This window comes from Kordiimonas lacus, assembly GCF_001550055.1.
GTDB classification, from domain to species: domain Bacteria; phylum Pseudomonadota; class Alphaproteobacteria; order Sphingomonadales; family Kordiimonadaceae; genus Kordiimonas; species Kordiimonas lacus.
This window is the reverse complement of record NZ_LRUA01000003.1, coordinates 190,309-210,309: the sequence shown is the minus strand read 5'-3', so window position 1 is coordinate 210,309 and position 20,001 is coordinate 190,309. Positions and strand designations below refer to the sequence as shown.

Here is a 20,001-nt window from a genome sequence, read left to right as displayed (position 1 = left end):
TTCTAGAAATCGAACGTGATCGCCGGGTCTTTGCAGTGCTCGGCAATCATGGTCTTTTCAGCGTCTGTCAGCTTGATCTTGTTGGCGCTGGTTTGGACCAGGCTTTTTTCACGCACCTCGGGCGGCAGGGTGGAAAGGTAATGTTCTTTGGTCAGGGTTTCAACTGGCGCCGATAAGCCCAGTTTCTCGCCAATGATGTCTGTCTGGGCAAAGTCCAGGAAGCCGGCAGTATTGTCGGCGACCGACTGATATTGCACCATCTTCAGCTTGGCCCGGTTGTCTTCAATGATCTGGACATATTCTGGCCAGCGTTTGCAGAAATTCTGCAGCATCTCGCGGCGCAACCCGAAGTCCGGGTCATCGAATTTTTCGTTGCGGTGGTCACGCATGTGGCGCATCAGCGATGCGAACACTGGGACCGCATGTCGATATACACAGACATTTATCGCTGCCGGGAAGGTGAAGGTAAGTTCCTTCAGGCGGAAGATATTGTGCGGTGATTTTTCAACGATGGCCACACAGTCATCAGGCACGGGCTTGCCAGCGAAAAAGAGGTGAAAGAAGATCTTCTGCTGCAGGAGCCTCAGTGAGCCACGGTCAACGGGCGGAATGCTGCCTAAGCCGTCATAAACTTCACGATTCACGACTTTGATGTTGCTGTTGAATTCTCTGACGAGATTAGTCACGCCGTGAAACATGAGGCGGAAATAGTCTTCCTCGCCCTTCGCATAAACACCATTGATTATGTCGAAGGCGCGGCCCACGAAGGTTGTGCCGCTCTTTGTATAGCCACCGACAAAAATCTTCTTACACCGAAAGCTCATATATCTGTCTCTGTTCTTCAGTTTGGCTGCCCAAGTAACGGATGTCGGGCAACTATTGTCAGGATTGGCCCATAAAATTCCAGGCGTGGGCGACCATGTCCTCAAGCGCTGGAATGGATGGCGACCATCCCAAAGTTGTTCGTGCCTTTTCCGCGTTGGCGACCAGTACAGCCGGGTCGCCTGGGCGACGTTCCTCTTCTTTTACAGTAAAATCGACGCCGGTCACCTGTTTCGCGGCATCGACCACCTCGCGCACAGAAAAGCCCTGACCGTTCCCCAGGTTGAAGGCATCATAGAAGCCACGCCGACCCCTGACTTTCGAATCGTCCTGGGTAAACAGATGCTCCAGCGCTTTCACGTGGGCATCTGCCAGATCCGCTACATGGATATAGTCCCGGATGCAGGTGCCGTCGCGGGTGTCATAGTCGGTGCCGAAGATGCTGATGGCGTCGCGCTGGCCACTTGCTGCCTGAAGCACAAGCGGGATCAGGTGGGTTTCCGGGTCATGCCGTTCGCCCAGGCGACCCTCAGGGTCTGCGCCAGCGGCATTGAAATACCTAAGCGCAATGGCCTGCAGGCCGTCGGCGGCGGCTGTATCCCTGAGCATGCATTCCACGGCCCATTTGGTCTGGCCGTACGGATTGATGGGGACCTTCGGCAGGTCTTCGGTCAGGGGCGCATCGGTCGAATCGCCGTACACCGCCGCAGTAGAGGAAAAGACCATCTTGCGAACACCGTGACGCACCATCGCCCTGACCAGGTTCAGGCTGCCGGCAACGTTGTTGTCGTAAAACTTCATTGGATCACGCACGCTCTCGCCTGCTTCAATGAAGGCCGCAAAATGCACAACAGCGTCGATGGCATGATTTTCGAACAGCTGGTCAAGAAGGGCTTCATCGCGGATGTCGCCTTCTATGAAGTTGGCATCCAAGACTGCGTCCTGGTGACCATTTGAAAGATTGTCCAGCACCAGGGGAGTATATCCAGCGGCTTTCAGGGCAAGCAAGGTATGGCTGCCGATGAAGCCGGCGCCGCCCGGTACCAGGATTGTTTTTGCCATGATCGCCCCCGACTGACAGTAATTAGAATTCTGAATGCGAGGCAGGCCTCGTCTCGCACTCTGTTAAAGTCTTCTCCGCCTGTGTCAAGCCATACAGTCACAGGCAGGCCAGTGCGACCTGTACAGACAACGCTTTCTTGCATCCGCCCCCTTTTTTGGCTAACAGCAGGGAAATCTTATTTTTTGGGGACTTGTCATACTCATGCGTATCCTTTTCATGCACAATAACTTTCCCGGCCAGTATCGCCGCATTGTCGATCATATTAAAGACAAGCCCGGCATTGAAATGGTGGCCGCGACGCTGGCGAGCAACGAACAGAAGTTTCGTCCGAAGCGCGTGAACTTCAAGCCGCACCGCGATGCGTCGACCAAGATTCATCCGGCCCTTCATTCCGTTGAAAAAGCGGTCCTGATGGGGCAGGCGGCATACAAGTCCCTGATGCCGCTTCAGGCAAAAGGCTACAAGCCGGATGTCATCCTGTCGCATTCCGGGTGGGGCTCGAACATGTTTCTGAAGGACCTGTTCCCGGATTCGAAACTGCTGACTTATTATGAATGGTATTACCACAGCCGTTTCTCTGACGGTGACTTTCTGCGAGGCGAGCCATATGATGCCAACGGCCAATTGCGGATACGTATGAAGAACACGCCGATCCTGCAGGACTTGGCGGCCATGGACTGGGGGCAGTGCCCCACGCAGTTCCAGCACAGCAAGTTTCCCGACATCTTCAAGGACAAGATCAGCGTTCTGCATGACGGCGTGGATACCGATTACTTCAAGCCAGACCCGGATGCGAAGGTGACGATTGGCGATCAAACCTTCACCGCCGAAGATGAAGTCATTACCTATGTCGCTCGCGGCATGGAGCCCTATCGTGGTTTCCCGCAGTTCATTGAGACGGTTGCCAAGCTGCAGAAGATGCGGCCCAAGCTGCAGGTGGTCGTTCTTGGCAACGACCGGGTGGCCTATGGCGCTGAGCGCCCCGATGGAAAAACCTGGAAAGAATGGGCACTGGAAGAGTTCAAGCCGGACATGAGCCGACTTCATTTCCTAGGATTGCAACCGCTCAAAGCCTTCCGGACCCTGATGCAGATTTCATCGGCGCACGTCTATCTGACTGTTCCGTTCGTCCTGTCGTGGTCTATGCTCGAGGCCATGAGCACCGGCGCGCTGATTGTTGGATCGGATACCGACCCGGTGAAGGAACTGATCACCGATGGCGAGAATGGTGTCCTTGTTCCGTTCAAGGAGCCTGGGGCGATCGCAGAGAAACTGAATCATATTCTGGAAAACCGGAAAGACTATACGGAACTCAAAAAAGCGGCCCGCGAACACATTGTTGCCAAATATTCGGTGAAAGATCTGTTGCCGCAATATTGGCAGCTGATAGAAAGTGTTGCAAACGGGTCACAGATTTAGCCCCTTTAGAGGTTTTATTGCAGCGACATAAAAAGCACGGTTGAATTGACAGGCCCGTAATGGTGTTCTGTCCGCTGTGTAGAAGTACGGACGAAACTTTGTAATTTATATTGACTATATAAATGTCTAACACGATTATGCGGTTGACATCATTGGCATTCTCTCGCTAGAGAGTGTGCAGGGGGCTATAAGACCTACGTTCGTGCCTCACAATTAAACGATGTGTTTGCTTTTTCAGGAGGAAAGCTATGGCAGACAAGATTTTTGGTACATCTGCGGATGAGAACATTGCTGGCACGGAACTAGATGACTTCATCAATGCCGGCGGTGGTCAGGATACAGTTGCAGGTGGCGATGGTAATGATACGCTGAAGGGCGGCTCTGGCGACGGAACCGGTCTTTCGGCTAACGACATTCTCGACGGCGGCAACGGCGATGACAGCCTTGTTGGCGGCGATGGCGACGACCAGTTGATCGGCGGCGATGGTAACGACGACCTGCTCGGCGGTACTGGTGATGACGTAATCACTGCCGGTTCCGGTAATGATGATGCTTCCGGCGGCAACGGCGACGACAGCATTGTTGGTGGTTCTGGCGACGACACGCTGTCCGGCGGCAACAACAACGATACGCTCGTTGGTGGTGACGGCGACGACATGCTGATTTCTGGTGGCGACGACGGCTTGACCGAAGAGCGTCTGTTCGGTGACGACGGCAACGATACGCTCGATGCTTCCGATAACGACACTGGCGCCAACCTCGACGGTGGGGCGAATGATGACCTGCTGATCGGCGGTGGCTGTCACGATACGATTGATGGCGGTGCAGGCACTGACGTTATTCGCATTTCTGGCGAAATCAACGATGCGGGTACTACTGATTTCAGTGGTGACGGTACTTTGGCTGCTGCTAACGTCGATGGCGATGACCAGTTGTCCAACTTCGAATCCATCGAGTTTGACAACGTAACGCTCGATATGACTGTAACGACCGAGCAAGTCTTCACTGCATCCGAGACGATCGATGTTGATGATGCTGAGGGTGCAGAGTTTGCTAACGCTGACCTGAACGACAACATCCTTGGCTACAACACGGATGGTGATCAAGTTTACCTCGCCGGTGGTGAGAACGAAGATGGTGTGGTTGCTGCAGACTTTGCTTGGACCATCACGCACATCAACGGTACTGCAGTTGACGACGGAGACAATGATACCTACACGCTGAGCACTGGCTCAACCGTGGTGGTTGATGAATCCACTATTATCGTTGGCACGCCAGATGATCACCTTGTTTACACGCCAGACGAAAGCCTGGGTAATGATGTAGCGGGTGGTGCTGACGAAAGCATTACCGTTACAGTTACTGATGCTGACGGTAATACACGCGACATCACTGTGAACCTGACAGTTAGCCAGGATGACAATGTACTCTTCGCTGATGAAGGCGGTTCAGTTCTTCAGGGCGGCGACGACAGCAATGATATCCTTAATGGTGACGATGGTAACGATCGCCTGAAAGGCGAAGGTTGTAATGACCAACTGTTCGGTGGCAACGGCGACGACACCCTTGTTGGTGGCGGCAACGATGACATTGGGCAAGGCGGTAATGACGACGACGTTATTTGGGCTGGTGCTGACGATGCGGGTGCCGACTCCTTGTCTGGTGACTCGGGTGACGACACCATCGGTGGCGGCGCAGGCAATGACGTTATTGTTGGTGACGGTACCGATGCATTCGGTACGGTAGACCAAACTGACCAGGCTTCTGGCAGCGACGTGATCTTCGGCGGTGCTGGCGATGACACCCTGATCGGTTCCACTTGGGATGACGCTGGCGTAGCAGGCACTGTTGAAGCTGGTGAAACCGGTAACGACTCCTCTGACGGTGCTGACCAGATCTGGGCCGGCGCTGGAGCCGATGACGTATATGGCGGTGGCGCAGGCGATGTGATCGGCGGCGGCACTGGCGATGACGATATCGACGGCCAAGGTGGTGATGACACTATCTACGGTGGTGCCAATGGTGAAGAAACGATTGACGGCGGCGACGGCGACGATTTGATCTTCGGTGGTGCTAATAATGACATCATCAACGGTGACGACGGTGACGACGTAATCTTCGGTGGTTCCGGCGATGACGATGTGTCTGGCGGTAACAACGCTGACGAAATCTACGGCGGTACTGGCGATGATGCCCTTGACGGTGACGCAGGCGTTGACACCATTCGCGGTGGCGACGGCGACGACACCATGGACGGTGGCACAGGCGACGACATTCTGTTGGGTCAAGACGGCGAAGACTCCCTCATTGGTGGCGACGGTAACGACGACATCGACGGCGGTGCTTGTGACGACGTGATCAGCGGTGGCCTTGACGATGATACTATCGAAGGTGGCGACGGTTGTGACGATCTGAGCGGTGACGATGGCGATGACGTAATCTCCGGCGGTGCTGGTTGTGACGACGTCGACGGCGGTGTTGGTGACGACGTTCTCGACGGCGGTGCTGATAATGATACCTTCATCATGGCAGCTGACGACGATGACGACACCATGACTGGTGGCGACGGTGCTGACACCTTCGCTTACGGTGGAACGTCAGGTGACTTCGATGCTACAGATGACACCGGTAACGATGTGATCACAGACTTCAACACTGATGAAGACACCTTCCTGGTTGATGAGGACCTCGTAAGCGGTACGATCAACGACTGGGCTGAAGAGACTACGCAAGGCGGCGTTGCTGGTGTACTCGTTACCTTTGAAGGTGGTGGCACGGTATTCCTGCAAGGCATCACGCTTGGTGACTTCTCTACCGCAGTTACGGTTGAAGCTGACATCTAAGTCAGTTACCTACAAGAAATTCGGAAAGGGAGGCTTTGGCCTCCCTTTTCTTTTGGCCTGCTGGCGACTTGAGGAAGCCGGTCAGGCCAAATCTGGGGCACAATAACGTTGACTGAACACTAATGAAAAAGTTCAGCTTTGATGCGGCCTTCCGGCGCACGATGAATTTGATCAAAATATCGACACAGTCCTAGCCATATGCTACCACTTCGCCCATAAGGGTCGTCTTGCCGGATAACCCTTGTTGTGCGGGGGCGAGATTTATACCATTTTGGATTTCTCCCAGTTTGGGATTCTGACCAGAGCAAGGTTTTTGCTGAATGTCACTTATTGAAGATTACAAGGCTGAAGAAGAGACTCTTAAGAAGTCGCTGAAGAAGGCCGCACTCTATTCCGTACTAGCCAGCTTTTCCATGTTGGCAGTGCCGATGTTCCTTTTCCAGGTTTACGATCGCGTGCTTCAGTCACGCAGCATGGAAACTCTGGTGGCCATGGCTATTTTCGCCATTGTCGTGCTGATTGCCTATGGCGTGTTTGATTCCGTCCGCAACAGCCTGCTCACCAAGGCCGGTGTGGACATGGAAGCCAAGGTTTCCGGTCTGTTGCTGGCTGGCGAGCTGTCCCGGCAACATGGGGCAAATGCCCAAAGCTTGCGTGACCTGGCGGCGATCCGCCAGGCTGTGGCTTCGCCGGCATTTGGCGCCCTGTTCGATCTGCCCTTCATACCTGTTTTCATGCTTCTGATCTTCATGATCCACCCGGTTCTCGGGGTCGTGGTGATTATCGGTGCATGCATCCTGGCCTTTATGGGGGTCTGGGGTGACCGCGCCACAGCCGCGGAAAACCAAGAGCATATGCAGGCGATGGTGAAATCCCACCAGGTGCTTGAAATGCATATGAACTCGCAAGAGATCATCCGCGCACAGGGCATGTACCGTGAAGTTGTGGAGCATTGGGGCGAGCACCAGGGCAAGGCGCTGGACCGCTATATCAATTCTGCCCTGAGCATGACCAATTTCAGTTCCGCAACAAAGGCGATTCGCCAGGTCATTCAGGTGTTGATGATTGGCAGCGGTGCGCTTCTTGTGCTGATGAACCAGGCAACAGCCGGTGTCATCTTTGCTACGGCCATGATCGGTGGCCGTGCCCTGTCGCCGGTTGAACAGATTGTTGGCGGCTGGCGTATTCTGAAGCAAGCGCACGGCACGCGCGCGCGTTTGATGACACGCCTTGAAGAAATGTCTCTTCCTGAAAACCGTACAATGCTGCCACGCCCGAAAGGGGAGCTGAGGCTTGAGCGTGTGGTTTATGTTCCGCAGCCTGGCGTGCCGCCTATTATCAAAGGCGTAAACGGGACGATCCAGGCAGGTGACAGCATCGCAATCATTGGCCCCTCAGGGGCGGGTAAATCGACCCTGGCGCGGCTGATAGTCGGCTATCTGCTGCCAAGCGCGGGTGTTGTGTCCCTTGACGGGCAGGACCTGAAGGTCTGGGACCCGGTCGCGAAGGGCCTGCATATGGGCTATATGCCGCAACAAAGCACCTTCTTTGAAGCCACAGTGCGGGAGAATATCGCGCGGCTCAGGAAAAACGATCCCGAGGAGCTGGCCATTGAGGCGGCAAAACGCTGCGGTGTCCATGAACTGCTGCTGAAGCTGCCGCAGGGTTACGATACGGTTATTTCAAAGAACGGCTTCTACCCATCTGGCGGCCAGGCGCAGCTGATTGCCCTCGCGCGCGCCTTCTATGGCAACCCGGCGGTACTGGTGCTGGACGAACCGAACGCGTCCCTTGATACAGCAGGCGAAAAAGTATTCCACCGGGCGCTTCATACCGCGACGAGCAGTGGTATCACCACCATTGTGGTTACTCAGCGCCCTTCCGTGCTGCAGCATGTGTCCAAAGTGATGGTCATGCAGGATGGCACCATTAAGGAATTCGGGCCGAAGGAAGAAGTAATGAAAAGTGGGGTCGTCCAGGCTGTACCGGGCAAGGCTCCGCCAAAAGCAGCCGCCAAACCTGGCACGGCTGCGGCGGGGCAATCGGCTGCTGCGGACAAGCCGAAAACAGATGCGGCTAAGCCGCGCAAGGTGGCTGTCAAGGTAGACGCCAACAACGCCAAGAAGAAGGAGGCGTAAATGTCTAAAGAACTTGCGCCCGCGTCCGGACCACAGCTGCCGGCTCTGGCCAATGACCGCTTCGAGCGCGAATCCCTACAGGCATGGCATGACCAGGTAAACACTGATGCAACGCCGATCCTGAAAAGGGCGATGTTGGTTCTAATCCTCGTGTTCGGTTTTGGTGGCATGTGGGCTGTTTCTGTCGATATTGGCGGCGCTGTTATTGCAAGCGGTCGTGTGATCGCGAAAGACCGCAATCGCGTGGTGCAGCACCTGGAGGGTGGTATCCTCAATGAAATAATGGTGCGCGAAGGTGACAGGGTGAAGAAAGGCGATGTCATCGCCCGCCTCGATGATACCCAGATCAAGGCCCAACTGGACGCCGCCGAACTGCAACGTGCTGTGTTTGACGCTCAGCTTGCGCGTCGGCGTGCTGAAACCCAGTTTGCCGACAGCATCAATTTCCCGGCCGATGTTCCTCCCAGCATCCGCAATGCGGAACGCTATAAGGAAACGGTGGAAAGTGAGCGCCAGGAGTTTGACGCACAGCGTCGGTTCTACTTGGCCAAAATGGATATCCTCGATACCAAGATCGAAGGCCAGAAGGTCAATATCAAGGGCACGGAAGCCGTTCTTGATGCTTATGAGCGTCAGTTGGTGTCCTACCGGCTTGAGCTCAAGGACTTTCGCGAGTTGCTCGAACAGGGGCTGATCAAGCGGACACAGGTCTTTGCCACAGAGCGTAAGGTCGCTGAAGTTGAAGCCCAGTTGGCCAATGCCAAGCTCGATATCGAGAATGCGCGGAACAACATCGACAACCTGACCCGTGAAAAACGTCAGACCAGGCTGTCTTACCTGAAAGACGCCAACTCGATCCTCGTTCAGATTCAGCAGCGTATCAACCAGGCTGAAGCGCAGATCACGCGGTACCGCGACATGGCTGCGAGAAGCGAAATCAAATCGCCAGTGGATGGGACGATCTTCCGGATTGCCACCCGCACGCTGGGTGCCGTGGTGCGGCCGGGTGAAACGATTATGGAGGTCTTCCCCCATAATGATGCATTGACCATCGAAGCAGCCGTTCAGTTGAAGGATATTGAACAGGTCCAGATCGGACAGGAAGTTCAGGTGGTGTTCCCGTCTGACCGGGAAAAGAGCATGACGCCCATCCCGGGACATCTGATCTATTTGTCGGCTGATGCTGTCGTGTCTGAACAGAACCCGATGGGTAGCTATGTGGCACACATCACCATCAACCCGGGTGAAGATACCACAGACCTGCTTCCGGGTAATTTCGCCGAGGTTTACATCAAAACCGAGCCAAAAACCTTCCTGGAGCATATCTCACGGCCATTCACGCGCTTTGCGTTCCGTATGTTCAAAGGCTAGTCTGGCACGGACATCGGGGGAGAAAACACGGTGAAGATTGAGCTGACGGTCAGTGCGTTCAGGACGGCCTACTCTGGAGCATCTTTGTTCCTTGTGGGCGAAGATGTACTGCCTGCGCTCCAGGATATGCTGGGGAACGACATCCGCTTCCTGCTTCTGGGGGCCGACGGCTGCATCTATAGCGCTGGCGAAGAGCGTGGTGGATTGGACACGCGACGTGCGCCAGTTGGCATGGCCATCGGTGTGCGCGGTATGTTGGTAGGCAAAGCGACCCATGCCGCCGCCAAGGCCTGGGACGAGCACGCCCGCCGTCAGCAAATGTTTACCCCGGCGCCGATCAGGCTGCTGACCGGTATGAAAGGCCGCATGAGGCTGGATGGTGCCCGCTTCATGCTGGACTGTAAAACCAGCGAAGCAGCAGACCTCCAGGCCCAGATGGCCGACAAGGAAGCCGGGATGTCCTATCTGCGGCGGAAAAACGAAAGCTTGCTGCTGAACCTGGAAAAAGCCCGCCGCATGATCCGGGGCGCCGGCTTTGGCCTGCAGCATATTGCCGCTGAACTGCCCGTAGGGGATGAAACAGTCGGTCCTGGCGGCACCGTGAACACTTGTCACTTCAGCCAATTCCTGCCCGCAGACGCGTCAGGCCTTTGGGCTGTAGCGCTTTATGTGATGTCTGCCGATAGCGAGACTGCATCCCCCGATGGCTATCTGGAGGTGCGGGTGTTACGGGCAAGCGATGGAAAATGCCTCGCCCAGGACGCAAAACCTTATGTTCTGTCAAAAGGCTGGTTGCAGTTTGACCTGAGCGGTGCCTGCAGTGCCGTCTTTGGCGACGCCGTACTCGAAGTATCCTGGAGCAGCGATGCGGATAACGCGCCGCTGCTGGCGCTTGCGGGCGTCGACGCGGACCGTTTTGGCGATGACGCCGGGCAGACATTGGCGCTCCGTCTTATGAAAGGCCTTGCAGACCCCATGGGCGATGTAGGAACCGGTGATGGCTATGACCTGTCGCCGTTCAGGCATTGTCCGGTAGCGCCGCATGTCCTTCGGCGCCGCGCGGCTTGGGCATTTGGCGACCTGCTGACTGACATCCCTTACGGGGAATCGCTTGTCAGTACAGGTGCTGACGGGGACAATTGGGTGCAGACGCACCCGCATGAAAAGGGCCCCTCGGGTGTCAAGGTCCGCGGCGCATTGGCCGCAGGTGTTGCTGAAGTCAGTATCTCCGTTCTGACGGACCATGAATCGGGGCCAAACTGTCTCTACAGCATTCTGGCCGTTGAGCACCTTGAAGGCGAGGACGATGCCGCGCGCAGCCGCAAGGTCCTGGCGTGTCTGGCGGGAAACACGGCCAACCAGGACAACGGAATTCATGCAGCCCAGGCCATGGTGGCCCCCAAGCAGACGAAAACCCTGACGCTGAACCTGGAGGCACCGCTGGAAAATCGCGCGGACCTCTATCTGGTGGTGGAAGTGCCAGGCGGGAAAGCCACATACGGCTGGTGTCGTTGGTCCGGGCTTGAAATCGGCCTTGAATGGGGCGCGCTTGAGGTCAGGGAAATGCCGACACCAAGTAACAGTGCCGCAGCGCTACGCATGCGGTCGCTTAAATTCCCGGCTTTGGCAGGACGGATTGAATTCGTGTCTGGCGCCAAGAAATTGGACGAACTGTCGAAGAGCCTTGGATTTTCACCGCTCCTGGTAAGTGAGGAAACGGGCAGCTTGCAAACGCACCCCCTTCAGGACGGCCTGTCAGCAGCGATTTTCGAGGGTGGGGTGCCGACCACGACCCTAAGGGTGGCGAGCGAGGTTGAAACCGCGCATGATGCTGCACCAGCATTCTTGTATGTGTTGGCTGTGGTTTCTCCGTCTGTGACCGAAAAGGCTCGTGCCATTCGCAATGTCATGTCCCGGATAGACCCGCAGAACCCGGCAACCTGGCAGGGCATTAATGGCCGCAAAACGGTCCAGTGGCAGGCCAAGGTGCTGTATGCCCGGCAGGCGGCCACCATCGAAATCGAACTGGCGCTTGCCCTTGACGCCCCTGGCGATGCAGTTTTTGCCGTTAAACCTGCGGGTCAGTCTGTAAGCTATGGATGGTGCCGCTGGTATTCGCTGAATATAACCACAGCGCCTGAAACACCGCTTTTGGCTGGTCCCGTTGATCATGGCTGAACTGCTGCCAGATAGGGCTGCAGATGCGCCCAAAGGGCAGGGGACGATTGGTGTCGTGATCCCAGGCTATGGCCATCCGCAGTTTTTGTCCGAAGCCATCATCAGTGCCTGCACGCAGGAAATTGACCAACCGCTGCAGGTGGTTGTCGTGGATGATGGATGCCGGTTCCCCGAAACCGGAAAGGTTGCGACAAACCTGATGGAACGGTTCCCGGGCATGCTCTATTACCTTCGCCAGGAGAACACCCGCCTGCCTGGTGCACGTAACGCCGGTGTGCGGTTCCTGATGTCGATGGTGCCAGACCTGGATGCCGTCTTCTTCCTGGACGCAGACAATCGCTTGTCACCCTATTCACTGCAGCGCTACCGTGAAGTGCTGGGTGATGACCCTCTCGTTGGTTGGGCTTACCCTGATATCTCTTTCATGGGGTTGACGTGGGGGGAGGAAGGCTTCGATACCCGCGAAACAGCCCCTGATTACAGCAAGCTGAAGCATCTGGTGGGGAACATCTCTGAAGCTGGGTCGCTGGTGCGGGCAGACATGTTGCGCCAGGGCGTGCTGTTTGACGAAACCATGCGCTATGGCTTTGAAGACTGGGATTTCTGGCTGACGGCGCTTGATGCCGGCTATGTGGGGCGCCGCGTGCAGCATGCCGGGTTCCTTTACCGCCGCCGTCCGGAAAGCATGCTGGCCGATTCCCGGCGACAGGAAGACGAGCTGATTTCAAAGATGCGGCGCAAGCATGCGGCACTGTTCAAGCCTCGCAATGTGATGGCACTTGAGCACCGCGAAGCGCCTTATTTTGCGCTGGTGCTTGCAGGCACTGGCGACATATTGCTTACAAGTGATCCACAGGCGGATGGCCACTGCCTGACGCGGGAGGAGTTTGTGGCACTTGTCCGGCGCTGGCACCATAACCGGCGCGAATTCTTCTTCCCAGATAGCCTGATCATCCTGACCCAGGAGCAATGGGACCAGATGAAGGCTCAGCCGCAGTACTTGCGTTGGCTTTTCTGGGCCGTCAAGGAGCAGCCCGGCAATTATCATCGTTGGCTGTTTGAGGCGCGTCCGCGGCCCTATTTTGAAGGCTTGCCCGCAGACACGCCAGATATGGTCAACAGTATCCTTCATGTCAGCGCCGAAGGCTTTTCTGATCTCTTGCGTGACGCCGCGAGTGATGACGAAGCTGGCCCTGTAGAATTTGCGCCCGCGGTATTCCAGACGCCTGAGCCGCTTGTGTCAGGCCAGACCGCACCACGCTACCAAAGCCTGTTCGCCAGCCTGGAGAAGCTGGTTGAAGAGGCCGCACCCAAGCGGCCACGAGTTCGCCATGCCGGCCGTAGGTTTGCTGGCCCAGGTGCTGCGGCCTGCCGCCTGAACCTGGTTGACGAAGTCTGCGCTGAAGAAGGGCGAAAGCCGTTCCCCGTTGCCACAGGCACCAAGCGAACCCTGGTTGCCGTAGATCAGGATATTCTGGCGAATAAAGCTAAATGCAGTCGCTTTGTCTGGCTTTTGGAGCAATTGCGCGAAGCGGCTGAGGAAGTCCTGCTTGTGATTGAGCGCGGCAAGAAGCAAGACCTGGCGGGATTGCATCCAGAAACATGGCTGCCGCTGGTAAGCGATATGGTGATGTTGGACCGGGTACCAAGTGGCCTTGAGTATCGCATCTATCTGGGACGTCGCATATACAGCCTGTTCACACTCAAATCGAAAGAAGACGGAGCCATTCTGGCCCGGTCGGTTGATCGGGTTATCACCGTTGGGGCCGCCGCATTTCTTGAAGTTCTGGGTGATGCGCGCCAGCAGGGTGTGAAGGGCTACGTGTTTTTTGATAGTATTTTTGCTGACGCAGGGCCGCTTGACTCAGAAGATAGTGCGAAAATTCTGGCATTTGAGCACGCTGAAGAGCTGGTTGTATGTGATAATGACGAAATGGTCAGGGCGCTGGCGGCACAGGGCTTCCCCCCCGCCAAATTTATCGGGCCTCAGAATTTCTTCGATATGTTGCAAAACCAGTGAAACCCGTGTGGTATTTGGATATATGCGGCATATATTGAAAAGCTGCTATTTAGCTTTTATAGAAGGTCAGTCTCAGTCGCCCATTGGGCGCTTTTTTTAGGGTACTCATTTGTCGACACCATACCGCATACATTGCCTTGTGCCTGATCTTCCGACCCCGGAAGCGGTCTTGCCGTTTCTCGAGGAAATGCATGAAAACCGATGGTATTCAAACTTTGGCCCTCTGGTGAAGCGTTTCGAGGCTGAACTGACGGCTTTTCTGGGGCGTGAAAACGGCGCTGAAGGCTGCCATGTTGCGACTTTTTCTTCGGCAACCACGGCAATGGAACTGGCGCTTAAGGCGATGAAGCTTCCGGCCGGGGCCAATGTTCTGGTGCCCGCTGTTACCTTCCCGGCGACGGCACTGGTGGCAATGAATGCCGGATTGACGCCGGTGCTGGCTGATGTGGATTTGGAGAGTTGGGAGTTGACGCCTGATATTGCGCGGGCAGCTCTGGCGCAAGGTGAATACGCTGCAGTTATTCCTGTTGCAGCATTTGGCCGGCCTGTTGACCCGGCACCCTGGGTGGCTTTCCAGAAGGAAACCGGTGTGCCGGTTATTCTGGATGTTGCGGCGGCGCTCGGCCAGCAGGATATCCACAAGGATCTGACCTATTGTTTCAGTCTGCATGCTACCAAGCCGTTCGGCGTGGGTGAGGGCGGTCTTCTGGTTAGCAGCGATGAGGCAATGATTACCCTCAGCCGATCCCTGTCCAATTTCGGGTTCCAGGGGCCTGCAGGTGTGGTGCTGGAAGCCGGAACCAACGCTAAGTTCCCAGAATATTTTGCATCAGTGGGCCTTGTACAAATTGCGCGCTGGTACGAAGTATCAGAACGTCGTCAGGCTGTTTTGGATAAATATCTGACGGGGCTGAAGAAAGCGGGAAACAGCATTGTCCTGCAGCAAGGCACGGGTGACTTCATCCCGGCTGTCTTCCCCATCTATATGCCCGGCAAGGCCGAAAAACTGGTGGCCCGTATGGATGCTGCGGGTATCCAGACCCGCCGCTGGTACCTGCCGCCACTTTATGACCATCCTGCGCTTGGCCACCTGCCATACGCAGACAAGACATCAGATATGCCGTTTGCAGGGTGCGAGAAGCTGCGGACCGGCCTTGTGGGACTGCCGTTCCACGCCTTCTTAAGTGACGAAGATATCAAGGAAATTTGCGACATAGTCGCGGGGGTATATGTGTGAGTAAAGAAGCTGAACTGAAGCTGATCGAGCGGATCAAACGCTTTGACCATAATGTGCGGAACAAGAAGTTCGAATCTGCGAATAAGTCGCTGGAAGGCATCCTGAAGATACTGGAACGCGGCAGCGAAGGCTTTGGGGGCGCGCTGGTTGCCCGCGGTCCCTTGATGGAACGCGAAGCGACGATGCTTGCCTCGGCTGTTACATCCCTGCTCGCGGATCCCGACTTCAAGATGACCAACCTGACGTTCCGCCTGTTCACTCAATTTAAGCGGGCCCTGATGCAGGTTTTTGAAGTGAGCGGCTATCGCGGCACAGACCACTTGCTGGATGTGATCGGAACTCGCGACAAGGACGGCAAGGTCAGCTTCAAAGGCTATGAACTGCCCAAGCTGTTCGCTGGCCTGTCCATCAATGCCCTGACATCACAGCTTGTGGCATTGCTGAAGCGTCAAAAGCCGGAAATTTCCTGGCCGCTGGTGATTGGTTATCTTTCTGAACAACTCCTGTGGTCCCAAAAGGCCGAGGACGCCCGTTCGGAAATGCTGACGTGGAGCGACACTTGGAAGAATGTGCCCGGGTCGTTGCAGGCCATCCGCAACCTTGGGCCTGCCTATATGGGCTGCAGTTATGCGGATGCACGCCATAAGCATCAGATAAAGTACGCTATGAACCACATGGCGCGCAGCTATCTGGAAAGCAGAGGCGTGACAGACGCCGATCTGCCTGCTAAACGTCGCGCGGTCAAGCGTCGTCCGACGGTGATCGTGATGGCGGAGCTATATGATTCCCGCCATGCAATGCACCGATGTTATGGCGGGGCGATCCGGTCTCTCAAGCGGGATTTCAAGACGATCTATATGTCGCCGTCAGGCGAGTGCGACGAAGTGATCCATGACATGTTCGACAAGGTGGATAACACCAAGTTCAACGCCAACACGCCGGAGATTTTCATCAACAAAATGAAGTCCTACCGGCCTGACATCGTCTACTACCCGAGCATTGGCATGCGCCTGGTCAGCATTCTGGCCTCCAATGTTCGCATTGCGCCTATTCAGGTCATGACGTTTGGTCACCCGGCAACCACATTCTCTGAACATATTGACTACAGCATCCTGGTGGAGGGCCAGTTGGGGGCCGAAGATGTTGTCAACGAAACCATACTATATCGCCCGTCTGCACCGCGCTGGCATCGCCGCCGTGATGCAGAAGACATAAAACCAAATATCCGCAAGAATCCTGAAACGGTGCGTATCGCGGTTCCGGCCTGGTCCCGGAAAGTGACGCCCCGCTTCCTTGCGACGTGTGACGAAATAGCCAAGCGCTCGAAAGAAGCTGGTCGATCCGTTGAATTTCATTTCTTCCCCAACGGGGTGGGAGCGCTTTATCAGGCGGTTGCACGCCGCGTTGAGGAAATGCTGCCAGCAAAGGTTTGGCCGCGGACTGGTTACAACCAATATATCAATCGGTTGAACCAGTGCGATATCTTCCTCAGTTCATTCCCCTTCGGTGCCACCAACGGCATTATTGACGCTGCGCTTCAGGGGCTGCCAGTTGTGAATCTGCGGGGAGATGAAGTGCATGCAAGAAACGACTCAGACATTGTTGCCAAGTTCGAGCAGCCGGAATGGCTAAGCACCGATACTGTCGAGGATTATGTCAAGGCTGTGGTGCGGTTGGTAACCAATGACGAAGAACGGGTAGAGATCAGTGAAGCTATTGCGAACTTTGATCATGAGGTGGGACTTCTTGTGCCTGACGATGATCATAGTGAAGAGTTTGCAACTGTTATGAATGCGGCTTATAAAAACCATGAAGTAATCCAGCGGTCGTCTGATCATAGCTGGTCGTTCGAACGATTGAGAGCAAGCCTTACTCCTGCGGCATAGACCGGGGAAGTTGGGAGGCCCTAGAGGCCAGAGACAATGTGGCGGTGCCAAAAGTGGACGTCGCGGCACAGGACCCGGGAGCGCTTATGAAAAATGCATCTGACTTTCCGGAGGGGCTTGTTATTGAGCATGCGAATTCGAAGACTATCTTCGAAAGCGATAACAATCTCTTCTGCCTTCTGACGATGAATAACCACCCGGTTCATACCAACGTGGTCCATGCCGAAGCGTCGCCTTTTGGCAAGGTTCTGGTGGTTGGCACGCTGGTGTTCAGCCTTAGCGTCGGTTTCACCGTTCCTGAGTTCAGCTATCATTGCATTGCCAATCTCGGATATGACAAGGTTGTTCATCATGAGCCGGTCTTTGTTGGGGATACTTTGCGCGCTCGCACGATCGTGACCGGAAACCGGGTCAGCAATTCAAATCCGGAAAACGCAGTGGTTTCAGTCAAGACCGAAGTCCTGAACCAGGATGATATAGTGGTGTTGAGTTTTGAGCGCAGCGCGCTTTTCAAAGCGGGTTAGCTGCCAAAGAAAAAGGGGGGAGTGCCATGCGCAGTGTGCTTTTTGTTCCGGCCCATCGGTATGACTATTTTGCCAAGGCCATCGCGACAGCGCCGGACATTATTGTTTTCGACCTTGAAGACTCTGTACCCGCCGGCCAAAGCAAGATCGACGCCAGAGAGAATATCGCCCGCTTGCTTGAAGAAACCGGGGCGGACATTCGGAGCAAGGTTTACGTGCGGATCAATGATATTGATTCCAACCTGATGTTCGATGAGCTTGAGTTCTTCGTTGGTACTGCCGTAGACGGCTTTATGGTGCCCAAGTCTTACCGGGCGGAAGACGTTGAGACAGTGGCCAAGATGTTGACTACTTTTGAACGACGCAAGAGCTGTGAACGGCGCTACGCCTTGATGCCTCTCATCGAGACTGCAGACGCTGTGGTGAATGTGCATGAAATTGCCCGCGCATCGGACCGGGTTTCGGGGCTTGCGCTCGGCTCGGAAGACCTCCTGGCGGCTCTCGGTGCGGTGGCGTCTCCGCATTATTACAATGTCATCGACCACGCTCGTTTTTCCATGCTGCTGGCTTGCCGGGCCGCAGGTATCATTGCGATCGATACAGTCTATATCGCTGTACATGACTATGACGGGTTCAAGATCGTTGTCACCAAGACCAAGGAATATGGCCTGGACGGGGTGCTGTGTCTTAATCCTCGGCAGGTGCAGATTGCAAATGACACCCTTACACCGTCGGACGAAGAATATGCCTCTGCGCTGGCCATCCTGCGGGCAGGCGAAGACAAAAGCGATGGCACGCCGGTGAAGATGGCAGACAAGAAGTTTATTGGTCCGCCAATCATTCTGCAGGCGAAGCGGGTCGTGGAAAAATACCAAAGATACAGGGGCCAGAAGAATGGCTGACACCAAACGCAAACTGGTTATCTTTGGCGGCAACGGTGCAGGTATGATTGCTGCCTCCATCGCCGAACGCTTCTATGATTATGAAATCCTAGGGTTTCTGAACGACAAGCTTGATAAGGGTGCTTTGGTTGGAAACCACAAGCAGTTCCCTGTGCTGGGGGGTATTGCGGATTATGCCGACTTCCTGAGCCTGCCAGACGTGGACTTCTTTTTCGCGATTTTTGGCATGTCCAATCCTGCCGGTACATGGCAGTTGCTGCGGTCACTGGAAATTCCTGAAGACCGATTTCCAACCTTCATTCATCCGCTGGCCGAAGTGCCCGATGGTTACTGTAAGGTCGGCTACGGCAGCCTTGTATGCGCCCATGCCGTCCTGTCGGCCGATGTTACGCTGGCACCTCACGTTTGCCTGATGGCGGGCAGTTTTGTAGGGCACGATACTTCCGTGGGTTCTTTTACGCATTTTGCCACTAATGCAGTAGCGGGCGCCAGTAATGAGATTGGCTCGGGCGTTCATATGGGGTCGAATTCGACAACGCGAGAATTCGTCCATATCGGCGACTGTTCCATGATTGGCGCCGGTAGTGTCATTCTAAAGTCCGTGGATCCTTATTCGGTGATGGTGGGTAACCCTGCGCGGATGATCCGTAAGAACAGCGCTGGCAACGCTTAATTTGAAGGCTTGTAACCTACGCGGGCCATAAATTCTGCCAGACATTCCTCAATTTGGCTGATTTGCTCTTTTGTGAGCAGATCTTTATAGGAACCCGTGCGTTTCGTGGTAATGGGGGCGCCGCGCATCAGGTCAGAAATCCAAGGCTGGACCGGTGCTTCGTCCTTGGTCCTGGCCGCCATCAGTGTCGGGTGAATTCTTTTGGTGGGGCTCTCAGGGTCAAACTCGGCCAGCTTTAGTCCGGTAAAGGCGTGCAATTCTTCCATAACCGCGGCTGGTTGTGAGACTAACTCTTCATATCTAACCCATTTGGTTGCCGCTTTGAATTCCTTACTGAGGTCGCTTGCGAGTAGAACCTGACTATAGAAACCACGCATATGTTTGGCTATTTCAGGAATCGAATGGGTATTGAATGGATGGTTTTGTCCTTGTGCCGCCATCTTTTTGCCGACTTGAAGCATGGAGGCGATTGTGTCTCTCGGGTCCCGGATTGCTATTACGAACTTGCTTTCCGGGACGAGATTCCAGAGGGTTGGGAACAATAATGTCAGGTGTGGCTGCTTCAGAACCAGAGATGTGGCTGGCGCGTTTGCTGTGAGCACGTGGCTCAAATAGCCGCGAATGATGGTGGAGTGGTATTCCTTCATGGCGGCTTTTGAACCGAAACTGAGCTCATTTTCGCCGTCGAAGTTCTGTTCCATAAATTGGATAGCGAGCAACAATTGCCGCAGGCTTCGGCATTCACCCAAATACATGTTGGTTTCTTCACCAGCACAAAGCGATGCCGTTAGAAGGGACGTACCGGACCGTTGCGAGCCGCCCACAAATATATATGCCATAAGGGTTCACCTGACTTGTTGTTTCCGGTTCCTTAGCAGTGAAAGGCTCCCCGTGCAACTACCCGTGCAATACCAGCCAGCGCACA

The 20,001-nt window shown here is 55.2% G+C and carries 14 protein-coding genes; 11 read left to right on the top strand and 3 right to left on the bottom strand.

The window, feature by feature from the left end; all coding sequences use genetic code 11:
• Positions 1-2: 2 nt before the first annotated feature.
• Both KORLAC_RS04425 and galE read right to left on the bottom strand, forming a co-directional pair.
• Positions 3-824 (bottom strand): sulfotransferase, encoded by an 822-nt coding sequence (locus KORLAC_RS04425; RefSeq protein ID WP_068303694.1) that lies wholly within the window; start codon positions 822-824, stop codon positions 3-5.
• Positions 825-882: 58 nt separating this feature from the next.
• Positions 883-1,884, bottom strand: a complete 1,002-nt coding sequence (galE, locus tag KORLAC_RS04420; protein WP_068303692.1) for a UDP-glucose 4-epimerase GalE — start codon at positions 1,882-1,884, stop codon at positions 883-885.
• A gap of 202 nt (positions 1,885-2,086) precedes the next feature.
• Here galE and KORLAC_RS04415 point away from each other — a divergent pair, with 202 nt between their 5' ends.
• The 11 genes from KORLAC_RS04415 (at position 2,087) to KORLAC_RS04365 (ending at position 19,076) form a co-directional block, all read left to right on the top strand.
• Positions 2,087-3,304 (top strand): glycosyltransferase family 4 protein, encoded by a 1,218-nt coding sequence (locus KORLAC_RS04415; RefSeq protein ID WP_068303689.1) that lies wholly within the window; start codon positions 2,087-2,089, stop codon positions 3,302-3,304.
• 248 nt (positions 3,305-3,552) lie between these two features.
• Positions 3,553-6,147 carry a calcium-binding protein gene (locus tag KORLAC_RS04410; RefSeq protein ID WP_068303686.1) on the top strand — a complete coding sequence of 865 codons (2,595 nt, stop codon included), beginning with the start codon at positions 3,553-3,555 and terminating at the stop codon, positions 6,145-6,147.
• Positions 6,148-6,467: 320 nt separating this feature from the next.
• Positions 6,468-8,285, top strand: a complete 1,818-nt coding sequence (locus KORLAC_RS04405; RefSeq protein WP_068303683.1) for a type I secretion system permease/ATPase — start codon at positions 6,468-6,470, stop codon at positions 8,283-8,285.
• Positions 8,286-9,656: an HlyD family type I secretion periplasmic adaptor subunit gene (locus KORLAC_RS04400; protein WP_068303681.1), complete on the top strand. Its 1,371-nt coding sequence runs from the start codon at positions 8,286-8,288 to the stop codon at positions 9,654-9,656.
• Between the two features lie 30 nt (positions 9,657-9,686).
• Complete coding sequence (locus KORLAC_RS04395) at positions 9,687-11,834, top strand: DUF6212 domain-containing protein (RefSeq protein WP_068303680.1); 2,148 nt, start codon at positions 9,687-9,689, stop codon at positions 11,832-11,834.
• A complete protein-coding gene (locus KORLAC_RS04390; RefSeq protein WP_068303677.1) occupies positions 11,827-13,854 on the top strand; it encodes a glycosyltransferase family A protein in 2,028 nt (675 codons plus the stop codon). Before KORLAC_RS04395 ends, KORLAC_RS04390 begins: the two co-directional genes overlap by 8 nt.
• A 109-nt stretch (positions 13,855-13,963) precedes the next feature.
• Positions 13,964-15,091 carry a DegT/DnrJ/EryC1/StrS family aminotransferase gene (locus tag KORLAC_RS04385; protein WP_139167695.1) on the top strand — a complete coding sequence of 376 codons (1,128 nt, stop codon included), beginning with the start codon at positions 13,964-13,966 and terminating at the stop codon, positions 15,089-15,091.
• Entirely contained in the window at positions 15,088-16,977 is a 1,890-nt protein-coding gene (locus KORLAC_RS04380) for a hypothetical protein (protein ID WP_068303673.1), read from the top strand. The genes KORLAC_RS04385 and KORLAC_RS04380 overlap by 4 nt, the downstream gene beginning before the upstream one ends.
• A gap of 86 nt (positions 16,978-17,063) precedes the next feature.
• On the top strand, positions 17,064-17,501 hold the full coding sequence (locus KORLAC_RS04375; protein ID WP_068304643.1) for a MaoC family dehydratase: 438 nt from the start codon (positions 17,064-17,066) through the stop codon (positions 17,499-17,501).
• Positions 17,502-17,527: 26 nt separating this feature from the next.
• Positions 17,528-18,403, top strand: coding sequence for an HpcH/HpaI aldolase/citrate lyase family protein (locus KORLAC_RS04370; RefSeq protein ID WP_068303668.1), 876 nt, complete (start codon positions 17,528-17,530; stop codon positions 18,401-18,403).
• A complete protein-coding gene (locus KORLAC_RS04365; RefSeq protein WP_068303665.1) occupies positions 18,396-19,076 on the top strand; it encodes a PglD-related sugar-binding protein in 681 nt (226 codons plus the stop codon). Before KORLAC_RS04370 ends, KORLAC_RS04365 begins: the two co-directional genes overlap by 8 nt.
• Here the strand turns inward: KORLAC_RS04365 and KORLAC_RS04360 are convergent.
• A complete protein-coding gene (locus KORLAC_RS04360; RefSeq protein WP_074519554.1) occupies positions 19,073-19,915 on the bottom strand; it encodes a sulfotransferase family protein in 843 nt (280 codons plus the stop codon). The two genes, KORLAC_RS04365 and KORLAC_RS04360, sit on opposite strands and share 4 nt — an antisense overlap.
• Positions 19,916-20,001 lie beyond the last annotated feature (86 nt).

Excerpts from the sequence above, each read along its gene's own strand:
- KORLAC_RS04425 (WP_068303694.1), bottom strand. The coding sequence starts at position 824 with ATGAGCTTTCGGTGTAAGAAGATTTTTGTCGGTGGCTATACAAAGAGC.
- galE (WP_068303692.1), bottom strand. The coding sequence starts at position 1,884 with ATGGCAAAAACAATCCTGGTACCGGGCGGCGCCGGCTTCATCGGCAGC.
- KORLAC_RS04415 (WP_068303689.1), top strand. The coding sequence starts at position 2,087 with ATGCGTATCCTTTTCATGCACAATAACTTTCCCGGCCAGTATCGCCGC.
- KORLAC_RS04410 (WP_068303686.1), top strand. The coding sequence starts at position 3,553 with ATGGCAGACAAGATTTTTGGTACATCTGCGGATGAGAACATTGCTGGC.
- KORLAC_RS04405 (WP_068303683.1), top strand. The coding sequence starts at position 6,468 with ATGTCACTTATTGAAGATTACAAGGCTGAAGAAGAGACTCTTAAGAAG.
- KORLAC_RS04400 (WP_068303681.1), top strand. The coding sequence starts at position 8,286 with ATGTCTAAAGAACTTGCGCCCGCGTCCGGACCACAGCTGCCGGCTCTG.
- KORLAC_RS04390 (WP_068303677.1), top strand. The coding sequence starts at position 11,827 with ATGGCTGAACTGCTGCCAGATAGGGCTGCAGATGCGCCCAAAGGGCAG.
- KORLAC_RS04375 (WP_068304643.1), top strand. The coding sequence starts at position 17,064 with ATGAAAAATGCATCTGACTTTCCGGAGGGGCTTGTTATTGAGCATGCG.
- KORLAC_RS04370 (WP_068303668.1), top strand. The coding sequence starts at position 17,528 with ATGCGCAGTGTGCTTTTTGTTCCGGCCCATCGGTATGACTATTTTGCC.
- KORLAC_RS04365 (WP_068303665.1), top strand. The coding sequence starts at position 18,396 with ATGGCTGACACCAAACGCAAACTGGTTATCTTTGGCGGCAACGGTGCA.
- KORLAC_RS04360 (WP_074519554.1), bottom strand. The coding sequence starts at position 19,915 with ATGGCATATATATTTGTGGGCGGCTCGCAACGGTCCGGTACGTCCCTT.